We start from the raw sequence: 25,711 nt of genomic DNA, 5'->3' as shown, positions 1-25,711 counted from the left end.
CCATCGGCTACCACCTCCACGCCTGCGCCGTCGACCTCGACGACCAGCACGACGCCTCCGGCAAGTACCCAGAGCACAACTCCTCCGCTTCCGCCGGCTCCCTCTGAGAGCATCCCGCCCGTGAAGCCCTCGGCAAAAGAACCGAACCGTTCCCTTGCCTCTACGGGAGCAACGACGCAGATTGTCCTCGGTGCAGCACTGAGCGCGGCCACAGCTGGCGGTGTCCTGGTAGCTCGCAAGCGTCGCGAGCAAGCCTGAAAGACAGGCGCTTAACTCCTGAAAAGGGTGGGGCCTCCACGCGAAATCGCGTGGAGGCCCCACCCTTATGTTCTTTTATCCCTACCGGACTACATCTACCAGCACAGGAAAAGACGAAAAATCAGTCTTCGCGGGTTGTCACTTCGATGATCTGAACTTCCGCAGAATCGGGAATATCAGCGGCACGCGGAGTTGAGGAAGCTCCAGTGCTCGCTCCGGCCTCGTCAACAACCGTACTGTCAACGACACGAACCCCGGGACGAGGAGCACCATATCCTGCGCGCCCACTCCCCTGAGCACCTCCACGGGTGAGGGCCCGGCGCAGCAAGAAAAGGAAAACGCCGACGATCACCAAGACGGCAACGACGACGAAGATAATGAGGTTGCCCAAGGCAGTAAGTAGTGTGCCAATCATGTCTTCACCCTACACCGCACCCCTGTTGCGTGAGACAATGGAGACCTCAGCTCATAACGAACAAAGCGCAGGCCGCGCCGCCTACTGAAGGCTGACGTTCGCACCGGTTTCAGGCACATAAGGGGTCGATATTTTATGGGGAATAGAGTCGAAACCCAGGACCGCCTCTTGGCCGCAACCCGTCAGATCATCATCAACGAAGGCATCGAAGCGACCTCTCTTGAACACATCTGCTCGGTAGCCGGTTTTACCCGCGGTGCGTTCTACTCGAATTTCTCTTCAAAGGATTCACTGCTGGGAATTCTTGCCGAAGCCGAATACTCCGACCTCATCCAGCGTCTTCGCGAGCGCGTACTCCTGTGGGAAAACGCCCAAACCCCAGCATCTCGAAATGATGATGGAGACCGCCATCTCCTCATGGAGAATCTTCTTTTCGAAGCACTGGACGCGATCCACATCGATCAGGGCCTCTACATCCTCCACTCCGAAATGCTCATGCGCTCCATCCGAGATGCGGAATGGGGAATGCGCCTCCTCGACCTCAACCGCGAGTTCGCTGATCAGCTCGGCTCGGTCCTCCACACGATTCTCACCGCCGCAGGTCGAGAACTCACCGTCCCCATCGGCGCTCTCACCCAAAGCGTGATCGGCGTCGTCATGCGTGCCGCCGGTCTTGCGGGATGGCGTGAAGCAATCCGCGCCTACCGCAGCGAGCACAGCACGCCTACCGATTCGGGGTATCCAGCGCCCGCGCCTCGGGAAAATCATCCACCGGTGCCCGCGGCACACACCGCTTCCCAAGCCAGCCCCGCAACCCGATCGATTCTTGAGGTTGTTTTGGTTCTCCTCTATGCCTGCTCGCGTGAAGCCGAGTAGCCCGGCTCATACTTTTCACCCCGGACAAGCCGCGGCGATACACATCGGTATCACCCACTAAGGCTTTTTATAGAAAACTCTAAGAGTGGCGATATTCCGCCACAAACTCACCCTCTTCCCGTAGCACTGTTCGTACGACCGGCAGAATATGCACCCCTGTATTTGTTCAGCTATGTAGCGGCTTGAACGATGGGCATGATGCATATCGACACCACTGCACCCATCCTTCACTGCGATGAGGTTGACTCAACGAACACTCTTCTCGCCCGTGCTGCACGCGGCGAGCTACCCACTGACGAGGCCTTCGCCCCCCTTTCGGGTCGCGCGGCGGCCTCGGGATGCGCGCTTTGGGCTGACCGACAAATTCACGGGCGCGGACGTGACGGCCGGGTATGGCTTTCCTCCGATGAGGCACTGACTTTTTCTCTTCTCATCGAAGTCAGCGAAGCAGAGATGGAATGGCTCACGGCTCTTGCCGGGGTAGCGCTCCTGCGCACGATCAAGGCCACCCCCGCCCTCCGCCTCGATTCTGAACTTTCATTGAAGTGGCCCAACGACCTTCTTCTTGGAGGACGCAAACTCGCCGGTATCTTGTGCGAGCACGTCGATCTGGCTGCATCTGGCCACCTCGTCATTGTGGGTGTCGGTCTGAATATCGGCGCCCTCCCAGAGGCGGTCAAGGACTTTGCCGCAACTATTGAATGCTCTCTTGATTCTTCCTCTCGCGAAGATTTCATCGATGCTTTCCGAGGCAATCTTGCGGATTGCATCTCGGCTGGTGACCTTGCCGCTTGGCGTGAGTCTTACTCCTCCCTCGTCGCAGTGTTTGGCCGCGAGTGTCCTGTGCACCTGCCCGGCGGAACAGTGCTTTCAGCGACTCCCCTCAGCATCGATGATCATGCCCACCTCGTGTGCCAATCACGAGAAGGCGAAATTTTCACTGTCACAACTGGGGAACTTTCCCCCACCCCACTCGTGGAAGGACACCTATCATGACGAATGCCCTTTCTCCCGTTCTCGTTGCGAACCGAGGTGAAATTGCTGTTCGCGTGATCCGCACGCTGCGCGAACTCGGTCTTGAATCGATTGCCGTTTACGCGGAAGCAGACCGTGACACCCTCGCCTGCGAACTCGCGACATCCGCATATTCCCTGGGCGGACGCAGCGCTGCAGAAACCTATCTCAACCCCGAAGCAATCCTCGAGGTCGCAAAGAAGTCCGGTGCCCGCGCCATTCACCCGGGATATGGATTCCTTTCTGAGAACGCAGACTTCGCTGCCCGCGTGCAAGAAGCGGGACTGATCTGGGTTGGTCCTTCTCCCGAGGCCATCGATGCCTTGGGGGACAAGATCCGCGCGCGAGCCCTTGCGGATTCTTGCAATGTCCCAACCATCGCCGGAAAGTCTCTTGAGGGAACGGAGGCCGAGGACGCCATTGCGCTGGCCAACGAAATTGGCTACCCGGTTCTCATCAAGCGCGCCGATGGCGGCGGCGGACGCGGAATCACGCGTTTTAATTCCGACTCGGAACTGCGCGAGTTCTACACGAATCTTGCAGATCCCCAGACGCTGTCCCTGTGCTTCATGGAGAAGTTCATCGCATGCGGTCGCCACGTCGAAACACAGTGCGCACGCGATTCCTTCGGCACTTTCGCCGTCGTCTCGACCCGTGATTGCTCGGTCCAGCGCCGCAACCAGAAGGTCGTCGAGGAAGCACCGGCTCCCTTCATTTCAGAGGAGCTCCACTCTCGCCTCGAGCGCTTCTCACATGCACTCTTTGACGCCGTGAACTACGTGGGAGTCGGAACCTGTGAGTTCCTCGTCGAAGACGGTCACGCCTACTTCCTGGAAGTTAATCCCCGTCTCCAAGTCGAGCACACCGTCTCTGAAGAAGTCACCGGATTAGACCTTGTCGCCGAACAGCTTCGCATCGCCCACGGCCTTCCCCTCAGCATTATTCCCCCTGTACGAGGCCACGCTATCGAAGTGCGCGTCACCAGCGAAGACCCCGCTAATGAACTTATGCCGGCAACCGGACGTCTCGGGGCAATTCAGTGGCCAGGAGGCCCGGGGGTGCGCATCGATTCTTTCATCCGTCCGGGTGAAGAAATCGGTACCGATTTTGACTCCCTCATTGCCAAGATCACTGTCCATGCACCGACCCGCATCCAGGCGATCATCCGTCTCCAGCGGGCGCTCGATGAGCTGAGCGTCGAGGGACTTCCCACCTCCGCTCCCCTGCTCTCGCACATCCTCGCAACCCCGCAGTTTAGAAGCGAAGAAGGAGATGCCCTGGGTGTCTACACTCAGTGGCTCGAGCGCGAGGGAATCCTCACCGAGGTCGCCGAGAGCGTGCGCGCGCAGGGGACAAACCCCGCCGAGGCCTCGGAAGAAGGACGCGAAGAATGCGCCGTGATGCGTTCCTTCGTCATCGAAGTCGACGGTAAGCGCGTCGCCCTCAAGCTCCCCAGCGATCTCCTGAGCGCAACAAGTGCGGAGGGCGCGGGGCGTCCACGGCCTCGTCAGCCACTGCGACGCGCACTGCGCCAGCGCGCAAACTCAGTCGACGAAGGCCCCAATGTCACCTCGCCCATCCAGGCAACCGTCATTCGTGTTGCCGTTGAAGAAGGCCAAGAGGTTGAAGAAGGCGAACTCGTCGCCGTTATCGAGTCCATGAAGATGGAAAAGACCCTCACCGCAGGCTGCAACGGAACAATCGCAAAGATTCACGTGGCTGCCGGCGACACCGTCAAAGCCGGAGACGTCCTGGTGAGCATTAAGGAGGAAGCATGACTCCGTCAAGCACTCATCGCCTCAAGGAAACCGAAGAACACGAGGCCATCGGTCGTCGTAACTTCTACGATCGCACGCACTCCATCCTGGAAGCAGCAGAAGAACGAGCACGCGAATCACAGCACGCGCGAGGCCGCAAGACCGCACGCGAGCGCCTGGATTTCCTCCTCGACGAGGGTTCTTTCAACGAACTCAACCGCTACGCAGGCGGGGATATCGAGGCCGGAGAACTTGGCTCGGCCGTGATCACCGGTATCGGCACTCTCGATGGGCGTCCGGTCGCCGTCTACGCTCAGGACTTTTCAATCCGCGGTGGCACGCTGGGCAAGGTCGAGGGAGATAAGATCCTCCTCCTCATGGACCGCGCAATTTCGATGCGCATTCCGATCATCGCCCTGCTGGACTCGGGTGGCGCGCGCATTCAAGAAGGCGTGACCGCACTTGCGCAATACGGTCGAATCTTCCGCAAGACCACCGAGGCCTCGGGAGTGGTCCCGCAGATTTCGGTAATCCTCGGTCCCTGTGCGGGAGGCGCGGTCTACGGACCCGCACTGACGGACTTCATCATCATGACGAAGAACTCCTCATACATGTTCGTCACCGGCCCCTCTGTTGTAAAGGCGGCGACCGGCGAGGAAATTTCCTCTGAGGACCTGGGCGGCGGCGACCTGCACAATTCCGTTTCGGGTGTTGCCCACTTCCTGGCTGAGGACGAGGAAGAAGCCCTCGAATACGCGCGCACTCTTTTGTCCTACCTGCCTCAAAACTGCGATAAGAAGCCCCCGCGCTATCTCTTCGAAGACGACGGGACCGAGACTCGCGCCCGCGAGGTCGCCTCTTTGGTTCCTGAATCCCCCAAGCAGGACTACGACATGGTCGAGGTCATCGAGGCCCTGGTGGACCACGGCGAATTCCTTGAGGTTCAGCCGCTCTTCTCTCCGTCGATCGTCGTCGGTTTTGCGTGCTTCGAGGGCCGTCCCGTGGGAATCGTTGCGAACCAGCCCAGCGTGGACGCAGGAACCCTGGACGTGAACGCTTCGGAGAAGGCGGCGCGTTTCGTCCAGTTCCTTGATGCCTTCGGAATCCCGATCATCACCTTGGTCGACGTCCCCGGATATCGCCCCGGTTCCGAACAGGAACGCGCGGGAATCATTCGTCGTGGCGCCAAGCTCATTACCGCCTACGCGACGGCCACGGTTCCCATGATCACCGTCATCATCCGAAAGGCTTTTGGCGGCGCTTACATCGTCATGGGATCGAAGTCACTGGGCGCAGATATGAACTTCTCGTGGCCCGCATCCCAAATTGCCGTGATGGGCTCTGAAGGCGCGGTGGACATTGTCTTCCGCCGTCAGCTGGCCGCGGCAGGCAAGGAAGGACGCAACGTTGCTGAGCAGCGCGCGCACTACCAGGAAATGTACGAACGCCAATCGATGAACCCGAATCTCTCACTGAAAAATGGCGAGCTCGATGCCCTCATCGAGCCATCCATGACCCGCGAATATATCTGCCGTTCACTGGCAGTTCTCCACTTGAAAGACCGTACGGTCACCACCCCTCGTGTCCACGACAACGCCCCTATGTGATGAGGAAAGTAGATCAATCATGACTGCATTTTTTACCGAAATCCCCACTCCCTACGCATTGACTTTTGCGGGACAGGGGTCCGCGTGGCGCCCTGCTCTGACCTCTTCTTTGTCCTTCCCGCCTCACGCGCAAATGCTGCGCACCTACTACGCGCAGGTGCGTGAACTTCTCGCTCCTGTCGCTGCGGATCTGCTCACCAGCGCCCCCGGTTCTTTGGAGCGCCTCAACGGCTTGATGAACGGCGATACCTCCGATCTTCCCTCCGATGCCTCGCCTTCGGTGTCAGTTCCCGGAATTACCTTCGCGCAGCTCGGCGCTCTTGCTGACCTGGACGCAACCCAGCTCGACATTCACACAAGCTCTCCCGTGCTTTTGGGCCACTCCCAGGGCATCTTGGGCGCCGAGGTTGCACGCGCGTGGATTGCCCGCGATAACCTGCGCGTCACCCACGTGCTTGCCCTCGCCGTCCTCATCGGTACTGCTGCGCAGTCGCTGAGCGTTCGCCTCGGCGCCACGAAGCTTGGGGATGCCACCCCGATGCTGTCTGTGCGCGGGCTTCCCTGCTCGATGGTTTCCGAGGCCCTGGGCGCCCAGGCGCTCTCCCTAGCCGTCGTCAATGGCCCGCGCTCCGTCGTCCTTTCGGGTCGCCCCGATGAGCTTCAGGCTTTCCGTCACACACTCGAGTCTCGCGTTGCCGCAGAAAACCGCGCTTTGGAAGAACACCTCAAGGGCGGCACTCCCCTCGAGGCCATTTTCGAATTCCTCCCCGTTGCAGCTCCCTTCCACTCTGAAATGCTCGAAGAGGCCGTCGCACAGGTTGCTGCGTGGACACGGACCTTGGCCGAGGCTGGCCACAGCATCGACGATGCCGAGGCTGAGCGCGTCGCGCGCGCAATCCTTGTTGAGCGCGATGACTGGTCGGCAGCCGTTGCCTCTGCCGTCTGCGAAGGCGTCAAGGTCTTCATCGATCTTGGCCCCTCGAATATGCTCACGCGCCTGACCCAGGATCTCCTGGATGGAACTGGCGCTCAGATCGTCGACGCATCGACGAACGCTCGTCGCACCGAGCTCGATGAGACCGGTTCGCACTATGAGCCGGAAGCCGACTGGTCGCGTTTCGCTCCCAAGGTTGTCGCTCTTCCCGATGGCCGCCACGTCGTCTCAACCGCCTTCACGCGCCTGACGGGTCGCTCTCCCATTGTTCTTCCCGGTATGACCCCGACGACCGTTGGTCCTCGGATCGTCGCAGCGGCAGCTAACGCTGGGCACTGGGCGGAAATGGCCGGTGGCGGACAGTACTCCGAAGAAGTCTTCACCGAGCACCGCTTGGAGCTTCAGAAGCTTCTCGAACCCGGTCGCAGCGCTGGTTTCAACACGATGTTCTTTGACCGCTTCATGTGGAACCTCCAATTCGGCGTCAACCGGATTGTCCCCAAGGCTCGCCGCGCGGGTGCCCCCATCGACGCCGTGACCATCGCTGCGGGCATTCCCGAATTGGACGAGGCCCGCGAGTTGATCGCCCAGCTGCGCGCCGATGGTTTTGAGTACCTGTGCTTGAAGCCCGGAACCGTGGAGCAAATCGAGCAGGTGCTGCGCATTGCCCGCGCGAACCCCGAGCACACGCTGATTATTCAGGTTGAAGACGGCCACTCTGGTGGCCACCACTCGTGGGAAAACCTGGACGATCTGCTCTTGGCGACCTACGGACATATTCGTCGCACTCCCAATGTCGTCCTGGCTGTTGGCGGCGGTATCGGTTCGGCTGCCGATGCGGCCCGTTACATCACCGGCCAGTGGTCCGTGGACCTGGGATCCCCGGCGATGCCCGTCGATGCGGTGCTCGTGGGCACGGCCTCGATGGCGACTTTGGAAGCTGAGACTTCCCCGCAGGTCAAGCAGCTCCTCAAGGACACCCCTGGTGTCGGCGAAGATGGTTGGGTCGGTAGCGGAAAGGTTCGCGGTGGAATGACTTCGGGCCTGTCGCACCTGGGCGCCGACATGCACGAGATCGAGAACTCCTCCGCACGTGCATCGCGACTCATTCACGAGGTTGGCTCCGATCTTGAGGCGATCAGTGCACGCCGCGATGAGCTCATTGAGGCCATGAACAAGACGGCCAAGCCCTACTTCGGCGAATTGTCCGAAATGACCTACGCCGAGTGGGCACGCCGCGTCATCGACCTGTCCTACCCCTGGGCGGATTGGACGTGGACGGATCGCGCTCTGGATCTCTTCCACCGCATCGAGTCTCGTCTCAACCCCGCCGATCACGGCGATATTCCGACTCTCTTTGAGAGCCGCGAGGATCTTGAGGACGGACAGGCTGCTCTGTCTCGCCTTCTTGAGGCCTACCCCCAGGCTGAGACGACTCGCGTTGTCCCCGCCGATGTCGCATGGTTCCCGGTCCTGTGCCGCAAGCACCACAAGCCGATGCCTTTCGTTCCGGTTCTTGATGGCGATCTGGCTCGCTGGTGGGGAACGGATACGCTCTGGCAGTCTCAGGATGCCCGTTTTGATGCCGATGCTGTCCGCATCATTCCCGGCCCGCGTTCGGTCGCTGGTATTGATCGCGTGAACGAGCCCATCGGCGAGATGTTTGCACGTTTCGAGCAGGCAGTTGTCGATGCTCTTGCCCCCTCTCCTGCACAGGTCCCCCACGTGTGGTCGCGTTTCCACGACCTGGAGGACGCGGCCTCGTTCCTGCGGGAAATCTCCCACATCCAGTGGGCGGGCAACCTGGTCGACAACCCCGCATACACCTCGGTGGACGCGACTGAAATTCTCCACGACGAGGCCGGCTACTCGATCCGCATCCACTGCGATTCGATGTGGGACCAGACCCCCAATAGCTCCCACCACTCGGTGGAATACATCGATATCCCGGTTCTTCTGTCCAGCGCGTGCATGACCGGCGCCTACCCGGTTGTTGACATGTCGCGCCTGTCCGTGACCGCTTATGACCTGCTTGCGGGTGCTGCGGGCGTTGGCACAACGACCGTCAATGGCGACCACATCGAGAAGATGCCCGCGGTCATCCCGGGCGAGGGATTTGGTACGGTTCGCGATTCCTTCACCTTCACCGAAAACCTGGGCTTTGCTCACGGAGCGGTAACCGGTGGCGCGCTGTCGACCCAGCTGGCCTCGGGAGTTCCCGATGCACTGGTCGGCCCCTGCTGGCCTGCAATTTACGCAGCGCTGGGTTCGGCAATGTACCAGGGCGTTCCCGTCATCGAGGGCCTGGTCAACGCCGTGCACTTGGATCACTCGATCTTCTTGGACCGCGAACTGCCTCCCTTCGGTTCTCGCGTCGAGGTCGAGGGACGCTGCGCCCAGCTCGCCGAGTCTTCCGCGGGTCGAGTCGTGCGCGTCGAACTGGAGCTCTCCTATGAGGGCGAAGTCTTTGCACGCATGGTTGAGCGCTTCGCGATCCGAGGCCGCATCGCCTCGACCCAGCCGCCGGCCCCCGCTCCCGAGGTCGCTGATTCCTTCGTTGATACTCCGCGTTCTTTCCTGCGTCACGTGCGTGTCCAGGCACCGGAGAATATGACGGCTTTCGCCATTGTTTCTGGCGATTTCAACCCGATCCACACCTCCTATGCGGCCGCGCGTCTGTCTGGTCTGAGTGCACCGCTGGTCCACGGAATGTGGCTCTCCGCAACCGTTCAGCACACGCTGTGTGCGCACTCCACTCAGCCGGTCGATAGCCCCGACACCCTGGGTGTCATTCGTTCGGTTGAGATGCCCGAGGCAGAGATCTCGGCGTGGTCGTACCGCATGTTCGGCATGGTCCAGCTCAACGACATCGTGGATATCACGATTGAGCGCGTCGGCCGCATCGGCGGCGAGCTCGTCCTTGAAGCAACCTGCCGCATTGGCGATGAGGTCGTCTCGATTGCCCGCGCACGTACTCGCGCACCGCGCACCGCCTACGTCTACCCCGGCCAGGGCATTCAGCGCCAGATGATGGGCTTGGAGCACATGTCTGCGACTGCTCGCAGCGTCTGGGCACAAGCGGATGCACACACTCGCAAGGCCCTGGGCTTCTCGATTGAATCGATTGTCCGCACGAACCCGACCGAACTTCGCGTTGGTTCCGAGACCTTCCGCCACCCCAAGGGCGTCCTCAACCTCACGCAATTCACTCAGGTTGCTCTGGCGACTCTCGCCTACGCGCAAACCGAAGAACTGCGCGCCGATGGGGCCTTTGAAGAACACGCCTTCTACGCTGGCCACTCGCTGGGTGAATACACCGCCCTGTCGGCCTACGCGCAGATCTTCCCCCTCGAGCAAGTCCTTGAGATCGTCTTCCAGCGCGGATCGGCCATGCACCACCTGGTCGAACGCGATGCGCAGGGACGCTCGAACTACGCAATGGGAGCTCTGCGTCCCAACCAGTTCGGAATGGGTGACGCCGAGGTCCGCGACTACGTGGCCTCGATCGCCGAAAAGTCCGGCGAGTTCTTGGAGATCGTCAACTACAACCTGGCCGGATCCCAGTACTCCGTTGCCGGAAGCATTGCCGGATTGAAGGCTCTGGAAGCAGATACCGCTGAGCGCGCTCGCGCACACGGCGGCCGCCGAGCCCTCATCATGATTCCGGGAATTGACGTTCCCTTCCACTCTTCGCGACTGCGCGCAGGCGTACCGGCCTTCCGCGACAAGCTCGATTCTTTGCTTCCCGAGAGCATCAACCTTGATGTCCTCCAGGGACGCTACATCCCCAACCTGGTTGCACGTCCCTTCGAGCTGAGCCGGGACTTCGCACAGTCGATCCTCGAGGTTGTTCCTTCCGAGGCGACCCAGAAGCTCGTCGATAATTGGGACGAGGCCGAGGCCAATCCTCAATCGACCGCCCGTACCCTGCTCATCGAGCTTCTCTCCTGGCAATTCGCTTCCCCGGTTCGCTGGATCGAAACTCAGGACCTGCTCTTCAGCGCTCGCCCCAAGGGATTGGGTGTTGAACGCCTCGTTGAAATCGGTCTTGCGTCGTCTCCGACCCTGGCGAATATGGCATCGAAGACCCTGTCCCTGCCCGCTTTCGCACAGGTTCAAGTCGATGTCTTGAACGTTGAACGCGATAGCGCCCGCGCTCGTAACGAGGATGCGGTTGCCGCCCCCGAGCGCGCGCAGGCAGACTCCCCCGCTTCCGCCGACGAGGCCGCACCCGCCGAAAGTGCAGCCCCGGCCTCGGCAGTGGAGACGCCCGCCGTTGAGGTGGCGACCGAGGCCCCCGCAGCGCCCACACCGGCTGCCGCAGCAAGCGGAACCATGCCGGAGCTGCCGCTTTCCGCTTCGGACGCGATCCGTATCCTCTTGGCCTTCTCGAACAAGCTCCTCCCCGAGCAGATCGAAGCCACGGACACGGTTGAAACGCTGACCAATGGCGTCTCCTCGAAGCGTAACCAGCTCCTCATGGACATGGCCGCCGAGCTTTCAGTGTCCACGATTGACGGTGCCGCAGAGGCGTCAATGGGCGATCTCTTCTCGACGATCGATTCGCTGGTGCCCTCATACGCAGCTTTCGGACCGGTCCTGTCTGAAGCGATCAACTCCAAGCTGAGGAAGATCTTCGGATCCGCAGGCCTGCCCGCGACCTTCACCACCGGTTACGTCAAGGACAACTGGGGCCTGTCCGAGCAGTGGGCTGCACGCGTGAACGCAGAAATCCTTCTCGGTACACGCGATGGCGACTCGATTCGTGGTGGTAGCCTCTCGACTCTGCCGGGTTCGGTTTCCTCCGCAAAGGACGCTTCGGCACTCATTGACCAGGCTCTGGCACTGATTGCAGCCCGCGAGGGGCTAACCCTCAGCCGCCCGAATGCGGGTGGCTCGGCCGGTGGCGAGGTCGTTGATTCGGCGGCCCTACGCGATCTGGAATCGCGAATCCTCGGTGATCAGGGAATCCTGGCAACCCAGGCACGCGATATCCTCAAGGCCCTTGGCCTGGCCGATGCTCCCGTCGCCACCGAGATCGAAGATTCTTCCTCCTTGATCGCCGCTGTCGAGGCCGAGCTGGGAGCAAATTGGGAAGCCTCCGTTCGCCCCGCTTTCGACGAGCGTCGCGCGGTTCTCTTGGATGACCGCTGGGCAACCGCACGCGAAGATCTTGCACGCATATTCGCTGGTTCTCTTGAGCCCACCGAGGTCCCCGCCGAACGCTTGCGCGGAGGCGGCCAGTCCTTGAGCGCATTGGCGTCCTGGTATGCCGCTCACACGGCGGATGCGGACTTGAAGGCCTACTTCACGAAGGTTTCCGAGGCCGCCCTTGAGGCAGCCGAAGGCCGTTTCGCTGGAGATGTCGCCGTTGTCACCGGCGCGGCTCCCCACTCGATCGCTGCCGCGGTCGTGGGCGAGCTGCTCGCCGGAGGCGCGACCGTCATCATGACCTCTTCTCGCGTCAACGATGCTCGCCTGGCCTTCGCCAAGGAGCTGTACCGCACCCACGCCAATATGGATGCGGCCCTGTGGGTTGTTCCCGCGAATATGGCCTCCTTCCGCGATGTCGACGCACTGATCTCGTGGGTGGGTAGCGAACAGACCGAAACGCACGGTGCAACGACCGAGGTCGTTAAGCCCGCGCTTCTGCCCGATCTTTTCGTTCCCTTCGCAGCGCCTCGCGTTTCCGGAACCCTTGGTTCGGATCCTCAGGGGGCACTCGCTCAAGAACGACTGCTTTTGTGGAGCGTCGAGCACGCAATCCACCTCCTCGCCGGCCTCGGCGCGGACACTGCTCCCGATCACCGCACGCACATCCTGCTCCCGGGTTCCCCGAACCGCGGAATCTTCGGCGGTGACGGTGCCTACGGCGAAGCGAAGGCCGCTTTCGATGCGATCGCAACCAAGTGGGAGCACGAGTCCGGTTGGCCGACGCGCACAACCATCGCTCACCCGCTCATCGGTTGGGTCCAGGGCACCTCGCTCATGGGTGGCAACGATGTCCTCGTTCCCGCCGCTCAGGCAGCCGGTGTTCACGTCTACACGACCGAAGAAATCGCCGGAGAACTCGCTCAGCTCCTGACTCGCGAGGTCCGCGCCCAGGCACTTTCCGCCCCGGTCCACGCAGATCTCACGGGTGGCCTCGCCGATGCTGGACTCGACCTGCCGGCACTGGCACGCCAAGCACGCGAGCAGGCCGCGGCCTCGGCACAGGAAGCCGCAGAACAGGCCCCGGCAAGCGTTCGCGCACTGCCCAACCCGCATGCTCCGGCTCTGGCTGCTCCGCTCGCGTGGGATACTCCGCGAGCGAGCCTGCGCGATCAGATTGTCATCGTCGGCACCGGCGAGATCGGTACCTGGGGTTCGGGTCGTACCCGCCAAGAAGCTGAGTTCGGTGAGGACTTCGATCTGACCGCAGCCGGTGTGCTGGAAATGGCCTGGATGATGAAGCTCATCACCTGGTCCGAAAGCCCGCAGCCCGGTTGGTATGACGCCTCGGGTACGCAGGTTGACGAGGCCGAGATCTACGATCGTTTCCGCGATGAGGTCGTGGCCCGATCGGGTATCCGCCGCTTCAACGACGATTCGAACATGGTTGATTGCGGTTCGAATGATGTGAGGACGGTCTTCTTGACCTCCGAGCAGACCTTCACCGTGGATACGAAGGCTGAAGCCGAAGACTACGTCTTGGCCGATCCCTCGCACACGACGATCTGGGAAGAAAACGGCACCTGGCACGTCACCAAGTCCGCTGGTTCCCCCGTCCAGGTCCCCGCGCGAGCAACCCTGACCCGCACGGTTGGTGGCCAGATCCCGCAAGACTTCGATCCGGCTCAGTGGGGTATCCCCGCTTCCATGGTCGAGGCCTTGGACCGCATCGCCGTATGGAACCTCGTCACCGCAGTGGATGCCTTCATCTCCTCGGGCTTCTCCCCCGCTGAGCTCCTGCAGGCCGTCCACCCCGCGGATGTGTCCTCGACTCAGGGCACGGGTATTGGTGGCATGGAGTCCTTGCGCCACGTCTTCCTCTCGCGCTTCCTGGGTGAGGATCGCCCGCAGGACATCCTTCAAGAGGCCCTGCCCAATGTTGTCGCCGCACACACCATGCAGTCCTTCATTGGTGGCTACGGCCAGATGATCCACTCGGTGGGCGCTTGCGCGACCGCAGCGGTTTCCATCGAGGAGGCTGTCGACAAGATTCGCCTGGGCAAGTCCGACTTCGTGGTTGCAGGCGGTATCGACGATATTTCCGTCGAATCGTTGACCGGTTTCGGCAACATGAACGCGACCGCTGAGTCCGCCGCTCTTGAGGCCCGTGGAATTACCCCGCGTCACTTCTCTCGCGCTGGAGATCGTCGTCGTGCGGGCTTCCTCGAGGCCGCTGGCGGTGGCACCCTGCTGGTGACCCGCGGTGATATCGCCGCGGATCTGGGCCTGCCGGTCCAGGCGGTTGTCGCCTACGCGCGTTCCTTCGCGGACGGCGCGCACACCTCGATCCCCGCTCCCGGCCTCGGCGCTCTGGCTGCTGCTCGCGGTGGACGCGATTCTGCTCTCGCTCACGCGCTTGCCGACCTCGGACTGAGCGCGGACGATATCGCGGTTGTTTCCAAGCACGACACCTCGACTCGCGCGAATGACCCGAACGAGGCCGAGCTCCACTCGCGCCTGTCGGCGGCCCTGGGACGAAGCGAGGGCAACCCGCTCTACGTTGTCTCCCAGAAGACCCTGACCGGTCACGCGAAGGGTGGCGCTGCGCTCTTCCAGGCAGCGGGCCTCATCGATATCTTCCGCCGCCAGGAAATCCCCGCAAACCGCTCTTTGGATTGCTTGGATCCTGACATGGCGCAGTGGATGCCGCTCCTGTGGCTGCGTAAGCCCCTGGATGTCTCCGCATCCCCGGTTCGCGCGGGCGTGCTGACCTCCCTGGGATTCGGCCACATCGCGGCGATGGTTGTCCTGGCGCACCCGGGTGCCTTCGAGGCCGCTCTGCTGGCCGAACGCGGCGAGGCTGCGCTGGCCCAGTGGCGCGAGCGCGCGCAGGCACGCCTCGAAGAGGGACGTCGTCACCTGGATGAGGCCATGATTGGTCGCGCGGAGCTCTTTGTTCCCATCGAGGGACGCCGCCTGCCCGCCGATCGCACGCACGAGGCCGAGGTTGCGCTGCTCTTGGATCCTTCCGCTCGCTTGGGTGCAGATGGCACCTACGCGGGGGCAGAGAACTGAGCCTGGCGTGACACCCGCGGCAATCGGAGTTGACCTGGTTGATGTTGCATCCTTTGGGGAGCAGCTCCGCCAGGAGGGCTCGGTGTTTCATCGAGTGTTCACTGCTCGGGAGTGGAACGCGGCACTGCGTTTTGCTCCCGAGCAGGGGGCCTCGTCTGCCGGGCAGTCGCCTTCGGGGCCGCTTCAGGAGTCTGCATCGCATCTTCTGCCTGAGTCTTCAGTGCCTGAACTGCCCACACGCGCACTGCACTCCCTCGCTGCACGTTGGGCAGCAAAGGAAGCCTTCATCAAGGCCTGGTCCTCGCTCTACTACGGCAGAGAGGACCCACTGAAGTCCAGCGACATCGATTGGGCCCAAATCGAGGTGGTATGCGACCGCTGGGGACGCCCCGCCTTCCGCTTCCACGGCCGCATTGCCTCCGAACTAGATAAGACGCAAGAAGATCTCAAGGCATCACTTTCTTGGCTTCTTTCTCTCTCACACGACGGTAGCTACGCGATTGCGTGGGTCAGCGTGAACCAGACTGATCTGCGCGAAGCAAAGGAATTCTCATGACTACACAACTGACTTCGCCCGCATCTGTGGGACGTTCCTCTGTTTTGGCCGATCACCTCGGTGCCGATTCTTTGGTGAAAGATGCACTGATGGTTCTTGCGGGAGCCTCCCTCGTGGGCGTGCTCGCGCAGGTTTCGGTTCCGATGTGGCCCGTTCCGATCACCGGCCAAACCCTGGGGGTCCTTCTTGTCGGAGCAATTTTGGGTGCGCGCAGGGGGGCTTTATCCCTGCTGTCCTACATGCTTCTTGGCTTGGCTGGAATGCCCTGGTTTTCCGCTGCGAGCGGCGGTCTTGCTGCCCTCGCAAAGCCTTCTTTCGGCTACATTCTGGGCTTCATTCCCGCAGCGTGGCTGATCGGTAAGCTCTCTGAGCGTGCATGGGATCGCCACTTCTGGCTTTCTCTTGCTGCCTTCGGCGGGGCAACCTTGATTCCCTTCATTGTTGGAATCCCGTACATGTGGGCGGTTCTGCGAATCGGCGGAGTGAGCATGTCTTTGACTGAGGCTCTGAACGCGGGATTTACCCCCTTCATCATCGGCGGTATCGTCAAGGCCGCTGCCGGAGCGGCCGTTGTTGGTGGCCTGTGGAAGGCAATGGGATCAGGCGACGTCTCCCGCTCATAAGCCCAGTTTGCGCACTCGTTTGTGACGAAGGGTGTGGCCCGCGCGTTTCACGCGCGGGCCACACCCTTATCGTTTGTTTGATCCGGATCGTTTTCTCGGATCTCTCGCAGAGCTTGATTACTCCTGAGGTAGCTTCCCGTGCCTCGACGCACGAGTACGCACCACTACCCCAGCGGTTCCCGGAACGAAAGCCGCGGGTTTGCGGGGAAGAACGGGGGCGGGTGCAGGAGCTTCCTGCACTTCCGGCCTCGTCAGGCGTGCGCGGATGGCGGCAATGGCCTCGTCAGGAGAATCGGAGACGCGAGGCTCCTGACGAGTCGCTGCGGCAGGTTCCGGGGCAAGGACGGGCGGTTGCGAGGCGACTACGGCGGACTCCAGCGCGGCGGCGGGTTCTTGTGCAGACACTGTGGCTGACGGGGTCGCCGTTGCCGGGGCCCAACCGCTCAGAGTTTCGATCTCCTCGGCGCGGTGAGCGCGCGGGGGAACTCCAACGAAGGGGTTATCGGGACGGTCGCGGCGGGTTTCGAAGAAGGCACGCAGCTGAACGGTCGCTTCCTTGGCGAGAACGCCGGGAACGACCTCGACCTGATGATTGAGGCGAGAGTCGCGCAAAACGTCGCGCAGTGAGCCTGCAGCGCCGGCTTTTGGGTCCCATGCACCGAAAACAACGCGATCGACTCGTGAAGAGACGGCGGCTCCTGCACACATCGTGCACGGCTCAAGGGTGACGACCAAGGTGCACCCAATGAGGTTCCAACGATTCAATCGCTCTCCGGCTTCGCGGAGGGCCATTATTTCGGCGTGGCCACAGGGATCATGCAAGGCTTCGCGGCAATTCCAACCCCGGCCGATAATGCGTCCCAGAGAGTCAATAACGACTGCGCCCACGGGAACATCCCCCATTTCTCGGGCTTTATTCGCCAAGAAGAGCGCGCGGGCCATCGCTTCTTTGTACTGATCCATTGTTGTCACCCTCAAAGCCTATCGCGTAAAGGGCCCTTCGCGGGTTACTCTTGAACTATGCGCCTTCATATTGCAGATCACCCGCTCATTGCCCACAAGCTCACCGTCCTGCGTGACCGCGACACTCACTCGGCGACTTTCCGCCAGTTGGTTGACGAATTGGTTACGCTTCTTGCCTACGAGGCCACGCGTCACGTGTCAACCACTGAGATCGCAATCAATACTCCCGTTGCGCCCACCGTTGGCAAGCGCATCAGCGAGCCTCGCCCCATCGTTGTCCCCGTTCTTCGCGCCGGACTGGGCATGCTCGAAGGCATGACTCGTCTCCTTCCCACCGCCGAGGTTGGCTTCTTGGGAATGAAGCGCGATGAAAAGACTCTCGAGGTCGAGACCTACGCGAACCGTCTTCCCGAAGATCTCTCGGGTCGCCAGTGCTTCGTTCTTGACCCGATGCTGGCCACCGGCCACACGATGGTCGCAGCAACCAAGTACCTCTTCGACCGTGGAGCCAAGGACGTCACCTGCGTCTGCCTGCTGGCCGCTCCCGAAGGCCTGAAGGTCCTCGAAGAGTTCGTCGGAGACCGCGCCGATGTCACCGTTGTCGTCGCATCCGTTGACGAGCGCCTCAACGAAAAGTCCTACATCGTCCCGGGTCTGGGCGACGCCGGCGACCGCCTCTACGGCATTGTCGACTGAGTCTAACGACTGGTTTTAAACGCTCAAGGTGCCGCGTCCTTTTGGACGCGGCACCTTTATGCGTGTGGAACATGTGTGGGGGCGCGGCTTGGCCGCACCCCCACACATCAAAGTAACGATCAGTTAATCGCGAGACCCCTGATCAGAAGGCCGGAATCACCGAGCCATCCTTCCAAGTGTCTTCGATGTACTTCTTCACCTGGTCGGAGTGCAGGAGCTCATCGAGCTTCTTCACGGCCTCGGCCTTATCGCCCGAAACACTGGTCTTCCACACGAGAACGTTCACCGAGGGGTTGTTCTCGGGGGACTCAACGGCCAGACCATCACGAGAAGGCGCAAGGCCGCCTTCCTGTGCGAAGTTACCGTTGATCACCGAGTAGTCGGTCTCGCCCAGGTTAGAGACCAGAACAGGACCGTCAATTTCCTTGAAGTCGAAGTTCTTCAGCTTCTTGACTGTGTACACGTTGACATCACCGCTGGCGGGGATCTCAACAAAGCCGTTCGCAGCCAAGAGGCGCAGGGCGCGTTCCTGGTTGGTGACATCGGAGATCACGCCAATGATTCCGCCCTTTTCGGGAAGCTCATCCAGCGACTTGTGCTTGGAGGAGTAAATGGCCAGGGGCTCGAGGTGAATGCCCTTACCAGGAGTGAAATCGTAGTTGAACTGCTGCTCAGCCTTCTCCAAGTAGGGAACAGTCTGGTGGTAGGTTGCATCAACTTCACCCTGATCCAGCGCACGGTTGGGCAGATCGTAGTCGGTGAATTCCTTGATGTTGATGTTGATTCCCGCGTCCTTTGCCAGGTTGTCCTGGATGTACTTGAGGATCTTTGCGTGAGGCGAGGGGCTGGCTGCAACGGTGATGGTGGTTGCACCGTTCGAAGATGATGAAGAGCCCGCGGAGCCGCTGGAGCAAGCGGAAAGAACCAGTGCTGCTGCAACGCCAAGACCGGCAAGAGTACGAAGTGAACGAGAGTGACGCATGAGAGTAATTCCTTAGATTGTCTGTTTCCTACAAGCGGGGGGACCTGAGTGGCCCGGGATAATCCCGCGAATGATGACTTAATTACCAAGCAGAGTTCGCGACCCGGCTGGTGGATGCTCAGCGGTGATCCACCAGCCGGCTGAGCATGTCGCCAATCATTTGAATTAACTGAACGATGATGATGATCGCAACGACCGAGCAGATCATTGTGTCTGTCTGGAAGCGGTGGTACCCGTAGTCGATCGCCATCTTTCCGAGGCCACCGGCACCAACGACGCCCGCCATTGCCGAGTAGCCCACCAAGGTGATCGCCAAAACCGTCACGGACTGGATAATGCCAGGCAAGGCCTCGCGAACCAGAATGCTCCACCGGATCCGACGGTTGGAAGCCCCCGCCATGAGCGCGGCCTCGACCTTGCCGTTTTCGACGGAAAGCAGGTTGGTTTCCACCAGGCGGGCAAAGAAAGGAATCGCACCAATAACCAAGGGGAAGGTTGCCCCCTGCCAGGTAATCGCACTGCGCATGACAAGTCTGGTCACCGGAAGCAGCACGATGATGAGGATCAGGAAGGGGAAAGAACGGCCAACATTGACGATCAAACCAACAATTTGATTGATCATCTTGTTAGGAGTCAGGCCCGTCTTCGATGTCTGAACAAGAAGCAGACCGAGAGGTAGACCAACGAGGACGGTAAAGAGCGTGCCGAAGACGACCATGAGCAGGGTCTCCCCGATTGCCGGGAGGAACTGCTGGGTGAGCGCGGGGTTATCGCCCCACGTCGGGTCGCCTTTGCCCAGTGGAAGTAGCGTAAGGACTGTTGACAGAGCCGAAAGCTTCACAGCGAACGCACCTCCACATGTGCGCCCTGGGCGCGAAGTTGGTCAATGATCGAGGACCGCTGGGCGGCGGGAACCGCCAGAGCCAAGCGTCCAACCTGGACAGACCCCATTGATTCAAAAGTTCCTGCGGTCACGTCCGCTCCGACCTTCGCGGCAAGATTGAGCATATTCGAACCGGTTGGGACACCGGGATGCGAGGTGAAGATGACGTCCAGAAGAATATTTCCGTCTTCCGAGGCCTGGGCTGGGGTATCGTCTTCCGCCGAGTCGCTCTGTGCAGCGATTTCACGCTCAGTCAGCTCGCGGTTGAAGTCAGTGACATCGAGTTCGTCGACGCTGGGCGCGGGAACCAATTCCTTTGCCAGAGGTGAACCCGGGTCGGCTAGGACTTCTTCGATTGTTCCACTCTGGACAATTCCGCCATTTTTCAGGAGCGTCACGGAGTCACAGATTTCACGAACAACTGACATCTCGTGGGTGATGATGACGATGGTGACTCCGGTTTCGTCACGAACCTGGCGCAGCAATGACAGGATCGCACGGGTTGATTCGGGGTCAAGGGCTGAGGTCGGCTCGTCACAGAGCAAAACTTGGGGGGTGTCTGAGAGCGCGCGTGCAATACCCACGCGCTGGCGCTGGCCGCCAGAAAGCTCGGAGGGGTAGGCTCCGCCTCGATGTTCAAGGCCGACTAGGGCGAGAAGCTCGCGAACGCGTTCTTTGCGTTCCTCACGGGTGAATTCTTTCTTCGCGGCGACCTTCAGCGGGAATTCAATGTTTTCTCCCGCAGTCTTGGCATCGAAAAGGTTCGCTGCTTGGAAGACCATACCAATCTTGCGTCGTGCTTGGCGCAATTCGCGTCCGCGAAGCTGCGACAGATCAATGTCGTCAACGATGATCGACCCAGAGGTCGGTTTTTCCAGAGCGGTCAGACAGCGAATGAGTGTTGACTTACCAGCACCTGACTGGCCGACGATTCCGTGAATACTGCCTGCTTTAACGTGCAGATTCACGTGATCAAGGGCAACGACATCATCACTTCCCTTCACGGGATAGATCTTCGAGACGTCGATCAGATCAATCACTGGGTCCTCCTTCCATGCAGTCTTAGACTATGAGTCCCCGCCGGAGTGTCCAAATTTTTTGTTACACAACCTCACATAGCGAAACTGACAGCAATGAGGAAACCGGTAACGGCCAACACGCTTGCGCCCAGCCAGACCCCTAGAACAAGGCCTGCAGCACTGCGGTATCGCCGCTCACGAATGAGGGTTACCGCATCAAGCACGGCGGTCGAAAAGGTTGTAAATCCGCCTAAAAACCCCGTTGATACCAGGAAGTACAGTGGCGAAACCGGAGCAAGCGAACCAGCAACCAGCCCCGCGCATAAACAGCCCAGCAGATTGACAAGGCCGATCCCCCACTGGGGTGTTCGCCTTGCACGACACTTTTTGAGATAAAGATCCAGCTGCCAGCGAGAGAGCGCACCCAGGGAGCCGAAAACACACACGAGAAGAAAGAGCAGTGGGGTCATTTCTTTGCCCCCCGAGGGCAAGAGTCCTCATTTGACGTGGGCGAAGAGGCACTTGCAGTGCGTAGAACCTCAGGCATTTCAGATGCTTTCTGATTGTCACCTAATTGAGATGATCCGCCCGCACGTATTCCCAGCGAGTACCCCAAAGCAGCAATCCCAATACCGACTACAAGCAATACAAGGCTTGCAAGCATTCCCTCGATCAGCAGAGGCAAGGAGTACAGCGCCACAGCACTAAACGGAGAAGAGACAGCTCCGGAAAGGTCACTCCCAGCAGCGGGGACCGCTGTCATTGCCTGGACTGCATTATGGATACTTGCCATGACCATGGTGGCGTATGTGGTCAAAGCGCCGGCGAAGCCGCTCCCTGCGACAAGCATGACTTTTCTGCGCACAGCATCCTCGCGGAAGTATCCCTGTGCCCATGCGGTGACAAAACCAAGAAAGAAGGCTCCACAAAGATTTACGGCCACCGTGGACCAAGAAAAAACCACAACTTTCCCGCTGCCCGTAGCAGCGAGATCCAATCCCGCACGAATTGCTGTGCCAAGGAAGGCTCCGAAAGCAACACACAACCACGAAGGAAGACTCGACACCCACGCCATATGCGTATGGGTCACGGCACTGCCCTGGGCGCTTGTTCCCGTGCGCTGTGACGCATCTGTCCCCACGCAGCCTGACGCGTTCGTCCCGCACGCTGAAGAGCTTTCCCCTGCCGCGCCGCGTCCGCGATCTCTTCGTTCTTCCACGTCTTCAAGGTTAGTCTTGGGGTATGGCAACTGCGGCACCTTTTTCTTCCCATCCCAGCAATGGTGCGGAAAACTCCGCCTTTCCCACCCTCGCGAGCACGGCCTCGGCAATGGGAGAAACTGCGTTGCACGCAACTGGCGTGGGACGCTTCGCCCCCTCGCCCAGCGGCGACCTGCACCTGGGAAACCTCCGCACGGCGCTGCTGGCGTGGATGTGGGCGCGCACGACCGGAAGGAAGTTCGTCCTGCGAATCGAGGACATCGATCGCGTGCGCTCGGGCTCCACGCAACGCCAAATCGACGAGCTAACCGCACTGGGAATCGATTGGGATGGCGAGGTTCTGATCCAGTCCTCGCGCGCGCAGGTCCACGACGAGGCCGTCGCGCGCCTCTTCCACGAGGGTTACGCTTTCGAGTGCTTCTGCTCGCGTAAGGACATTCGCGAGGCCTCTTCCGCGCCTCACGTTCCACCGGGACACTACCCCGGCACCTGCCTGCACCTGAGCGAGGCCGAAATCAGCCGAAAGCGTGAAGAATTTGCCGCCGAGGGGCGCCGTCCCGCGTTGCGCTTGAAAGCGCCCGTCGCCGAGTGGACTGTCCATGATGAGTATTTCGGCGATTACACGGGGCCCGTTGACCACTTTGTCATCCAGCGTTCCGATGGAGCACCTGCCTATAACTTGGCAGTCGTTGTCGATGACGCTTTCCAAGGCGTCGATCAGGTCGTTCGCGGAGATGATCTCTTATCTCAGTCCCCCGGCCAAGCTGTGCTTGCACGATTGCTCGGCTATCCGGAGGTCACCTACGTTCACGTTCCGCTGGTGTTGTCTGCCTCGGGGGCACGCCTGGCCAAGCGTGACGGGGCAGTGACCATCGAAGAACTGGCAGAGCAAGGAGTGAGCATCGCCCAGATCGTTGAGGTTCTAGCTCGTTCGATGGGTGTTGAAGGGGTTCACTCGGCCTCGCAGCTTCTTGAATCGATGGACGTCGAGAGACTGCGAGCACTTCCACAAGAGCCGTGGACACCCGACTTGGAGAGGCTCTTTCCCCGCAAATGACACACGAAGTCGGCAAAAGACACAGGCCATAAGCTGTGTCATTTCGCGACTTCGTGTGGAGGGGGCGACAGCGGGCAGACACGGCAGCAGACAAACGTGTGCCAGGAGCAAAGCGGAGGGCACAACCGGAACCGGGGCAGACAAACGGGGGCAGGCAACCGGAGCAGGCGAACGGGAACGGACAAACGGGCAGACACGGCAGCAGACAAACGTGCGCCGGGGGCAAAGGCTCGCGCCTTCACCCCCGGCTACTCTGCGCTACTACGAGCAGCAGCTACCTCTCGCTACTTCAGAGACGAGCTTGCCGCTTCCTGCAAGGAGTTCAAGGTTTCTTCCACACCTGCGCCGTTGAGCCAGGTGGCCTCGATCTGTTCCTGAATCTGATCGGCGATCTTCGGCCAGGCCTCGACGCGCGGAGCCATACGAGCGTAGGTCGTCGCGGTCTTCAGGTACTGCGAGCGGTGCGGAGCATTGAGGTACTCGCTGGAGTCCAGAGCCTTCTGGGTTGCAGGCATGTGACCCGTCGCGATTGCCCAGTCGCCGGTGTGCTCATTGAGGAACTTGGTGAACTCGAAGGCTGCACGGTACTTCTTCGCATCGGGCTTGGCCGAGACGGGAACGGTCCACACGTGGGAGTTCGCCCAGGTTGCCTTGTCCTTGAAGAGCATGAGCGCATCGCTGGTCTCGTACTTGAAGGGAGCTTCAGCGGTGAACTGGTTGACCGACCACACGCCGTTGTACATCACTGCAGACTCGCCACGCAGGAAGGCCTGCACGGAAGCATCGTAATCGTGGTTGACGGTCGTGTAGCCGTCCTTGACCAGGGTGTTGATGAACTCCAGGGAGGTCTTCGCCTCGGGCGAGTTCATGTTTGCCTTGGTACCGTCCGCGGAAATGATGTCCGAGCCCTGCTGCTGGACCAGGGTCATCCACAAGCGCTCACCCATCGGGTCCTTTGACAGGGCGATATCGATGTAGTTCTTTCCGGTCTTTTCCTTCACGGCCTTGGCGTGAGCAAGGAGCTCATCAGGCGAAGTCGGAAGCTTGTAGGTGCCGTCCTCACCGACCAATCCGGCCTGGGACAGGATGTCCATGTTCAGGTGGCTGATGATGGCGTGGGTGTCGAAGGGGACGCCCCACTTCTTGTCCTTGTAGGTCACAGCGTCCAAAGCGGGCTTCGTCGAGCCGGACAGGTCGATACCCACTCCATCGGGCACCTCCATGAGCAGGCCCTTGGCCGCGTAGTCGGGCAGGTTGGAGCCGTGCATGATCGCCACGTCGGGGCGATCCGACGAGGCCAGAGCAGCGTTGAGCGAGTCGTAGTAGCTGTGCCACGAGGCGCCGCCCATACGCTCGACCTTGATGCCCCACTTGTTCTCAGCGTTGAACTTGTTCGTGAGGATCGAGATGGCGGTGCATTCGCTGTTGGCCTTGGACAGGTCGGTGACTCCCTCGGTCTTTTCCTGGCAGTCGCCGAAGAATCGAGCCATGGTGATGGTGGTCCCCTTCAGGTCCTCATCGCTCACGCCGGCAATTGCTGCACCGTCGACGGTCTTGGAGGAGGATGTGGAGGACACTCCGCATCCGGTGAGCACGAAGAGAGCGGTCGTTGCCAGCGCGCATGCGCTGAATCCCGCGTGACGTGCCAGTGCGCGTCCTTGTCGCATTGTCATGCCTTTCAATCTGTGTGGTGAATGGTGTGGTGAGTTTTCCTGTGTATGTAAGATCGCCATTTCCGAGGCCATCGTTGAGAACCCCGGGAAAGCCGATCAGGCGTGTGGCGCAGGTGGCGATAGCCTACTTATCGCCACTGGACAGTGAGATTCCTCTGATCAGATACTTCTGAAGCAGGAGGAAGACAATGAGCAGGGGCGCAGCACCGACGATTCCTCGAGCCATCAGCGAGCCCAATTCTGTCGATTGCGCGAAGGTTCCCTGCAAGGATGCGAGGCCCGTGGTCACCGTGAACATTTCGGGCTTTGTTGCCGAAACCAAGGGCCACAGGTAGTCGTTCCAGGTCTGAACGAAAGAGAAGGTTGCCAGGGCGATCAAAGCCGGTCGCGCCAGCGGAACCATGATGGAGAAGAAGACTCGAATCGGAGAAGCCCCATCAACTTGCGCAGCCTCTTCCATTTCGCTGGGTACCTGAGAGAAGAACTGCGTCATGATGAAAACGCCCAGGGGGAAGGCCACGCGGGGGAAAATCAGCGCAATGTAGGAATTCGCCAGCCCGGCCTCGGAAAACATCATGAACAAGGGGACGAACATTGCCTCCTTTGGAACCATCATTCCCGCCAGGGTCAGCCCGTAGACCACGGTGCGCCCGGGGAAAGGCAGCTTCGCGAAGGCGTATCCGGCGGCCGCGCAGATGAGGACGGTGATGATCGTGGCGGTGATCGAAACAATCATCGAGTTGAGGAACCAGCGCCCCGCGAGTCCAGTTCTAAAAACGTCCACATAGTTCGACAGGGTCGGCTCGGTGGGGACAAGAATCTGCGAGTTCGTCTTCAGTGAGGAGTTCGAGCTCAGGGAAATAACCACCGTCCACAGCAGCGGAATCAGCCACAGCAAGGCAAGTACGAGCATCACTGCGTGGTAGCCGCAGGACTTGAATTTCTCTCGCAT

The 25,711-nt window shown here is 60.6% G+C and carries 19 protein-coding genes; 10 read left to right on the top strand and 9 right to left on the bottom strand.

What is annotated here, in order from left to right:
• Positions 1 to 258, top strand: a 258-nt coding sequence (locus ACWNMW_RS05560) for an LPXTG cell wall anchor domain-containing protein (protein ID WP_449490306.1), incomplete at its 5' end; no start/stop codon positions are given.
• Between the two features lie 121 nt (positions 259 to 379).
• On the opposite strand, the gene ACWNMW_RS05555 is transcribed toward ACWNMW_RS05560, so the two are convergent.
• Positions 380 to 673 (bottom strand): hypothetical protein, encoded by a 294-nt coding sequence (locus ACWNMW_RS05555; RefSeq protein ID WP_448751288.1) that lies wholly within the window; start codon positions 671 to 673, stop codon positions 380 to 382.
• A gap of 135 nt (positions 674 to 808) precedes the next feature.
• Between ACWNMW_RS05555 and ACWNMW_RS05550 the strand changes: the two genes are divergently transcribed.
• The 7 genes from ACWNMW_RS05550 to ACWNMW_RS05520 all read left to right on the top strand — a co-directional run bounded on the left by ACWNMW_RS05550 (position 809) and on the right by ACWNMW_RS05520 (position 16,266).
• Positions 809 to 1,549, top strand: coding sequence for a TetR/AcrR family transcriptional regulator (locus ACWNMW_RS05550; RefSeq protein WP_034500778.1), 741 nt, complete (start codon positions 809 to 811; stop codon positions 1,547 to 1,549).
• A 195-nt stretch (positions 1,550 to 1,744) separates the two neighbouring features.
• Positions 1,745 to 2,545, top strand: a complete 801-nt coding sequence (locus ACWNMW_RS05545; protein ID WP_449490305.1) for a biotin--[acetyl-CoA-carboxylase] ligase — start codon at positions 1,745 to 1,747, stop codon at positions 2,543 to 2,545.
• Entirely contained in the window at positions 2,542 to 4,341 is a 1,800-nt protein-coding gene (locus tag ACWNMW_RS05540) for an ATP-binding protein (RefSeq protein WP_449490304.1), read from the top strand. Before ACWNMW_RS05545 ends, ACWNMW_RS05540 begins: the two co-directional genes overlap by 4 nt.
• Positions 4,338 to 5,927 carry an acyl-CoA carboxylase subunit beta gene (locus tag ACWNMW_RS05535; RefSeq protein WP_295894323.1) on the top strand — a complete coding sequence of 530 codons (1,590 nt, stop codon included), beginning with the start codon at positions 4,338 to 4,340 and terminating at the stop codon, positions 5,925 to 5,927. Before ACWNMW_RS05540 ends, ACWNMW_RS05535 begins: the two co-directional genes overlap by 4 nt.
• A 19-nt stretch (positions 5,928 to 5,946) precedes the next feature.
• A complete protein-coding gene (locus tag ACWNMW_RS05530; RefSeq protein WP_449490303.1) occupies positions 5,947 to 15,087 on the top strand; it encodes a fatty acid synthase subunit beta domain-containing protein in 9,141 nt (3,046 codons plus the stop codon).
• 7 nt (positions 15,088 to 15,094) lie between these two features.
• The gene (locus ACWNMW_RS05525) at positions 15,095 to 15,643 is read left to right on the top strand and encodes a 4'-phosphopantetheinyl transferase superfamily protein (RefSeq protein ID WP_449490302.1); all 549 of its coding nucleotides are present in this window, start codon (positions 15,095 to 15,097) and stop codon (positions 15,641 to 15,643) included.
• Entirely contained in the window at positions 15,640 to 16,266 is a 627-nt protein-coding gene (locus tag ACWNMW_RS05520; RefSeq protein ID WP_295894235.1) for a biotin transporter BioY, read from the top strand. Before ACWNMW_RS05525 ends, ACWNMW_RS05520 begins: the two co-directional genes overlap by 4 nt.
• A gap of 117 nt (positions 16,267 to 16,383) precedes the next feature.
• Here ACWNMW_RS05520 and tadA read toward each other — a convergent pair whose 3' ends face one another.
• Positions 16,384 to 17,229 carry a tRNA adenosine(34) deaminase TadA gene (gene tadA, locus ACWNMW_RS05515; RefSeq protein WP_449490313.1) on the bottom strand — a complete coding sequence of 282 codons (846 nt, stop codon included), beginning with the start codon at positions 17,227 to 17,229 and terminating at the stop codon, positions 16,384 to 16,386.
• A gap of 57 nt (positions 17,230 to 17,286) precedes the next feature.
• Between tadA and upp the strand changes: the two genes are divergently transcribed.
• The gene (gene upp / locus ACWNMW_RS05510; RefSeq protein ID WP_034500793.1) at positions 17,287 to 17,925 is read left to right on the top strand and encodes a uracil phosphoribosyltransferase; all 639 of its coding nucleotides are present in this window, start codon (positions 17,287 to 17,289) and stop codon (positions 17,923 to 17,925) included.
• 142 nt (positions 17,926 to 18,067) lie between these two features.
• Here the strand turns inward: upp and ACWNMW_RS05505 are convergent, their stop codons facing one another.
• The 5 genes from ACWNMW_RS05505 to ACWNMW_RS05485 all read right to left on the bottom strand — a co-directional run bounded on the left by ACWNMW_RS05505 (position 18,068) and on the right by ACWNMW_RS05485 (position 22,028).
• Complete coding sequence (locus tag ACWNMW_RS05505) at positions 18,068 to 18,907, bottom strand: MetQ/NlpA family ABC transporter substrate-binding protein (protein ID WP_034500794.1); 840 nt, start codon at positions 18,905 to 18,907, stop codon at positions 18,068 to 18,070.
• Positions 18,908 to 19,025: 118 nt separating this feature from the next.
• On the bottom strand, positions 19,026 to 19,748 hold the full coding sequence (locus ACWNMW_RS05500; RefSeq protein WP_034500795.1) for a methionine ABC transporter permease: 723 nt from the start codon (positions 19,746 to 19,748) through the stop codon (positions 19,026 to 19,028).
• A complete protein-coding gene (locus ACWNMW_RS05495; protein ID WP_449490301.1) occupies positions 19,745 to 20,830 on the bottom strand; it encodes a methionine ABC transporter ATP-binding protein in 1,086 nt (361 codons plus the stop codon). The genes ACWNMW_RS05500 and ACWNMW_RS05495 overlap by 4 nt, the downstream gene beginning before the upstream one ends.
• A gap of 71 nt (positions 20,831 to 20,901) precedes the next feature.
• Positions 20,902 to 21,279, bottom strand: a complete 378-nt coding sequence (locus ACWNMW_RS05490) for a fluoride efflux transporter FluC (protein ID WP_449490300.1) — start codon at positions 21,277 to 21,279, stop codon at positions 20,902 to 20,904.
• Positions 21,276 to 22,028, bottom strand: a complete 753-nt coding sequence (locus ACWNMW_RS05485) for a fluoride efflux transporter FluC (protein WP_449490299.1) — start codon at positions 22,026 to 22,028, stop codon at positions 21,276 to 21,278. The genes ACWNMW_RS05490 and ACWNMW_RS05485 overlap by 4 nt, the downstream gene beginning before the upstream one ends.
• A gap of 110 nt (positions 22,029 to 22,138) precedes the next feature.
• Here ACWNMW_RS05485 and gluQRS point away from each other — a divergent pair, with 110 nt between their 5' ends.
• Positions 22,139 to 23,086: a tRNA glutamyl-Q(34) synthetase GluQRS gene (gluQRS, locus tag ACWNMW_RS05480; RefSeq protein WP_449490312.1), complete on the top strand. Its 948-nt coding sequence runs from the start codon at positions 22,139 to 22,141 to the stop codon at positions 23,084 to 23,086.
• Between the two features lie 284 nt (positions 23,087 to 23,370).
• Here gluQRS and ACWNMW_RS05475 read toward each other — a convergent pair whose 3' ends face one another.
• The gene (locus ACWNMW_RS05475; RefSeq protein ID WP_449490298.1) at positions 23,371 to 24,759 is read right to left on the bottom strand and encodes an extracellular solute-binding protein; all 1,389 of its coding nucleotides are present in this window, start codon (positions 24,757 to 24,759) and stop codon (positions 23,371 to 23,373) included.
• 124 nt (positions 24,760 to 24,883) lie between these two features.
• Positions 24,884 to 25,711, bottom strand: coding sequence for a carbohydrate ABC transporter permease (locus ACWNMW_RS05470; protein WP_034500803.1), 828 nt, complete (start codon positions 25,709 to 25,711; stop codon positions 24,884 to 24,886).

The sequence above is a fragment of the Actinomyces sp. Marseille-QA0893 genome (assembly GCF_976954355.1).
The sequence above is the reverse complement of the archived record's forward strand: the minus strand, read 5'-3'. Positions and strand labels throughout refer to the sequence as shown.

Excerpts from the sequence above, each read along its gene's own strand:
- tadA (WP_449490313.1), bottom strand. The coding sequence starts at position 17,229 with ATGGATCAGTACAAAGAAGCGATGGCCCGCGCGCTCTTCTTGGCGAAT.
- ACWNMW_RS05470 (WP_034500803.1), bottom strand. The coding sequence starts at position 25,711 with ATGCGAGAGAAATTCAAGTCCTGCGGCTACCACGCAGTGATGCTCGTA.
- upp (WP_034500793.1), top strand. The coding sequence starts at position 17,287 with ATGCGCCTTCATATTGCAGATCACCCGCTCATTGCCCACAAGCTCACC.
- ACWNMW_RS05475 (WP_449490298.1), bottom strand. The coding sequence starts at position 24,759 with ATGACAATGCGACAAGGACGCGCACTGGCACGTCACGCGGGATTCAGC.
- ACWNMW_RS05545 (WP_449490305.1), top strand. The coding sequence starts at position 1,745 with ATGATGCATATCGACACCACTGCACCCATCCTTCACTGCGATGAGGTT.
- ACWNMW_RS05505 (WP_034500794.1), bottom strand. The coding sequence starts at position 18,907 with ATGCGTCACTCTCGTTCACTTCGTACTCTTGCCGGTCTTGGCGTTGCA.
- ACWNMW_RS05535 (WP_295894323.1), top strand. The coding sequence starts at position 4,338 with ATGACTCCGTCAAGCACTCATCGCCTCAAGGAAACCGAAGAACACGAG.
- ACWNMW_RS05540 (WP_449490304.1), top strand. The coding sequence starts at position 2,542 with ATGACGAATGCCCTTTCTCCCGTTCTCGTTGCGAACCGAGGTGAAATT.
- ACWNMW_RS05520 (WP_295894235.1), top strand. The coding sequence starts at position 15,640 with ATGACTACACAACTGACTTCGCCCGCATCTGTGGGACGTTCCTCTGTT.
- gluQRS (WP_449490312.1), top strand. The coding sequence starts at position 22,139 with ATGGGAGAAACTGCGTTGCACGCAACTGGCGTGGGACGCTTCGCCCCC.
- ACWNMW_RS05490 (WP_449490300.1), bottom strand. The coding sequence starts at position 21,279 with ATGACCCCACTGCTCTTTCTTCTCGTGTGTGTTTTCGGCTCCCTGGGT.
- ACWNMW_RS05555 (WP_448751288.1), bottom strand. The coding sequence starts at position 673 with ATGATTGGCACACTACTTACTGCCTTGGGCAACCTCATTATCTTCGTC.
- ACWNMW_RS05550 (WP_034500778.1), top strand. The coding sequence starts at position 809 with ATGGGGAATAGAGTCGAAACCCAGGACCGCCTCTTGGCCGCAACCCGT.
- ACWNMW_RS05530 (WP_449490303.1), top strand. The coding sequence starts at position 5,947 with ATGACTGCATTTTTTACCGAAATCCCCACTCCCTACGCATTGACTTTT.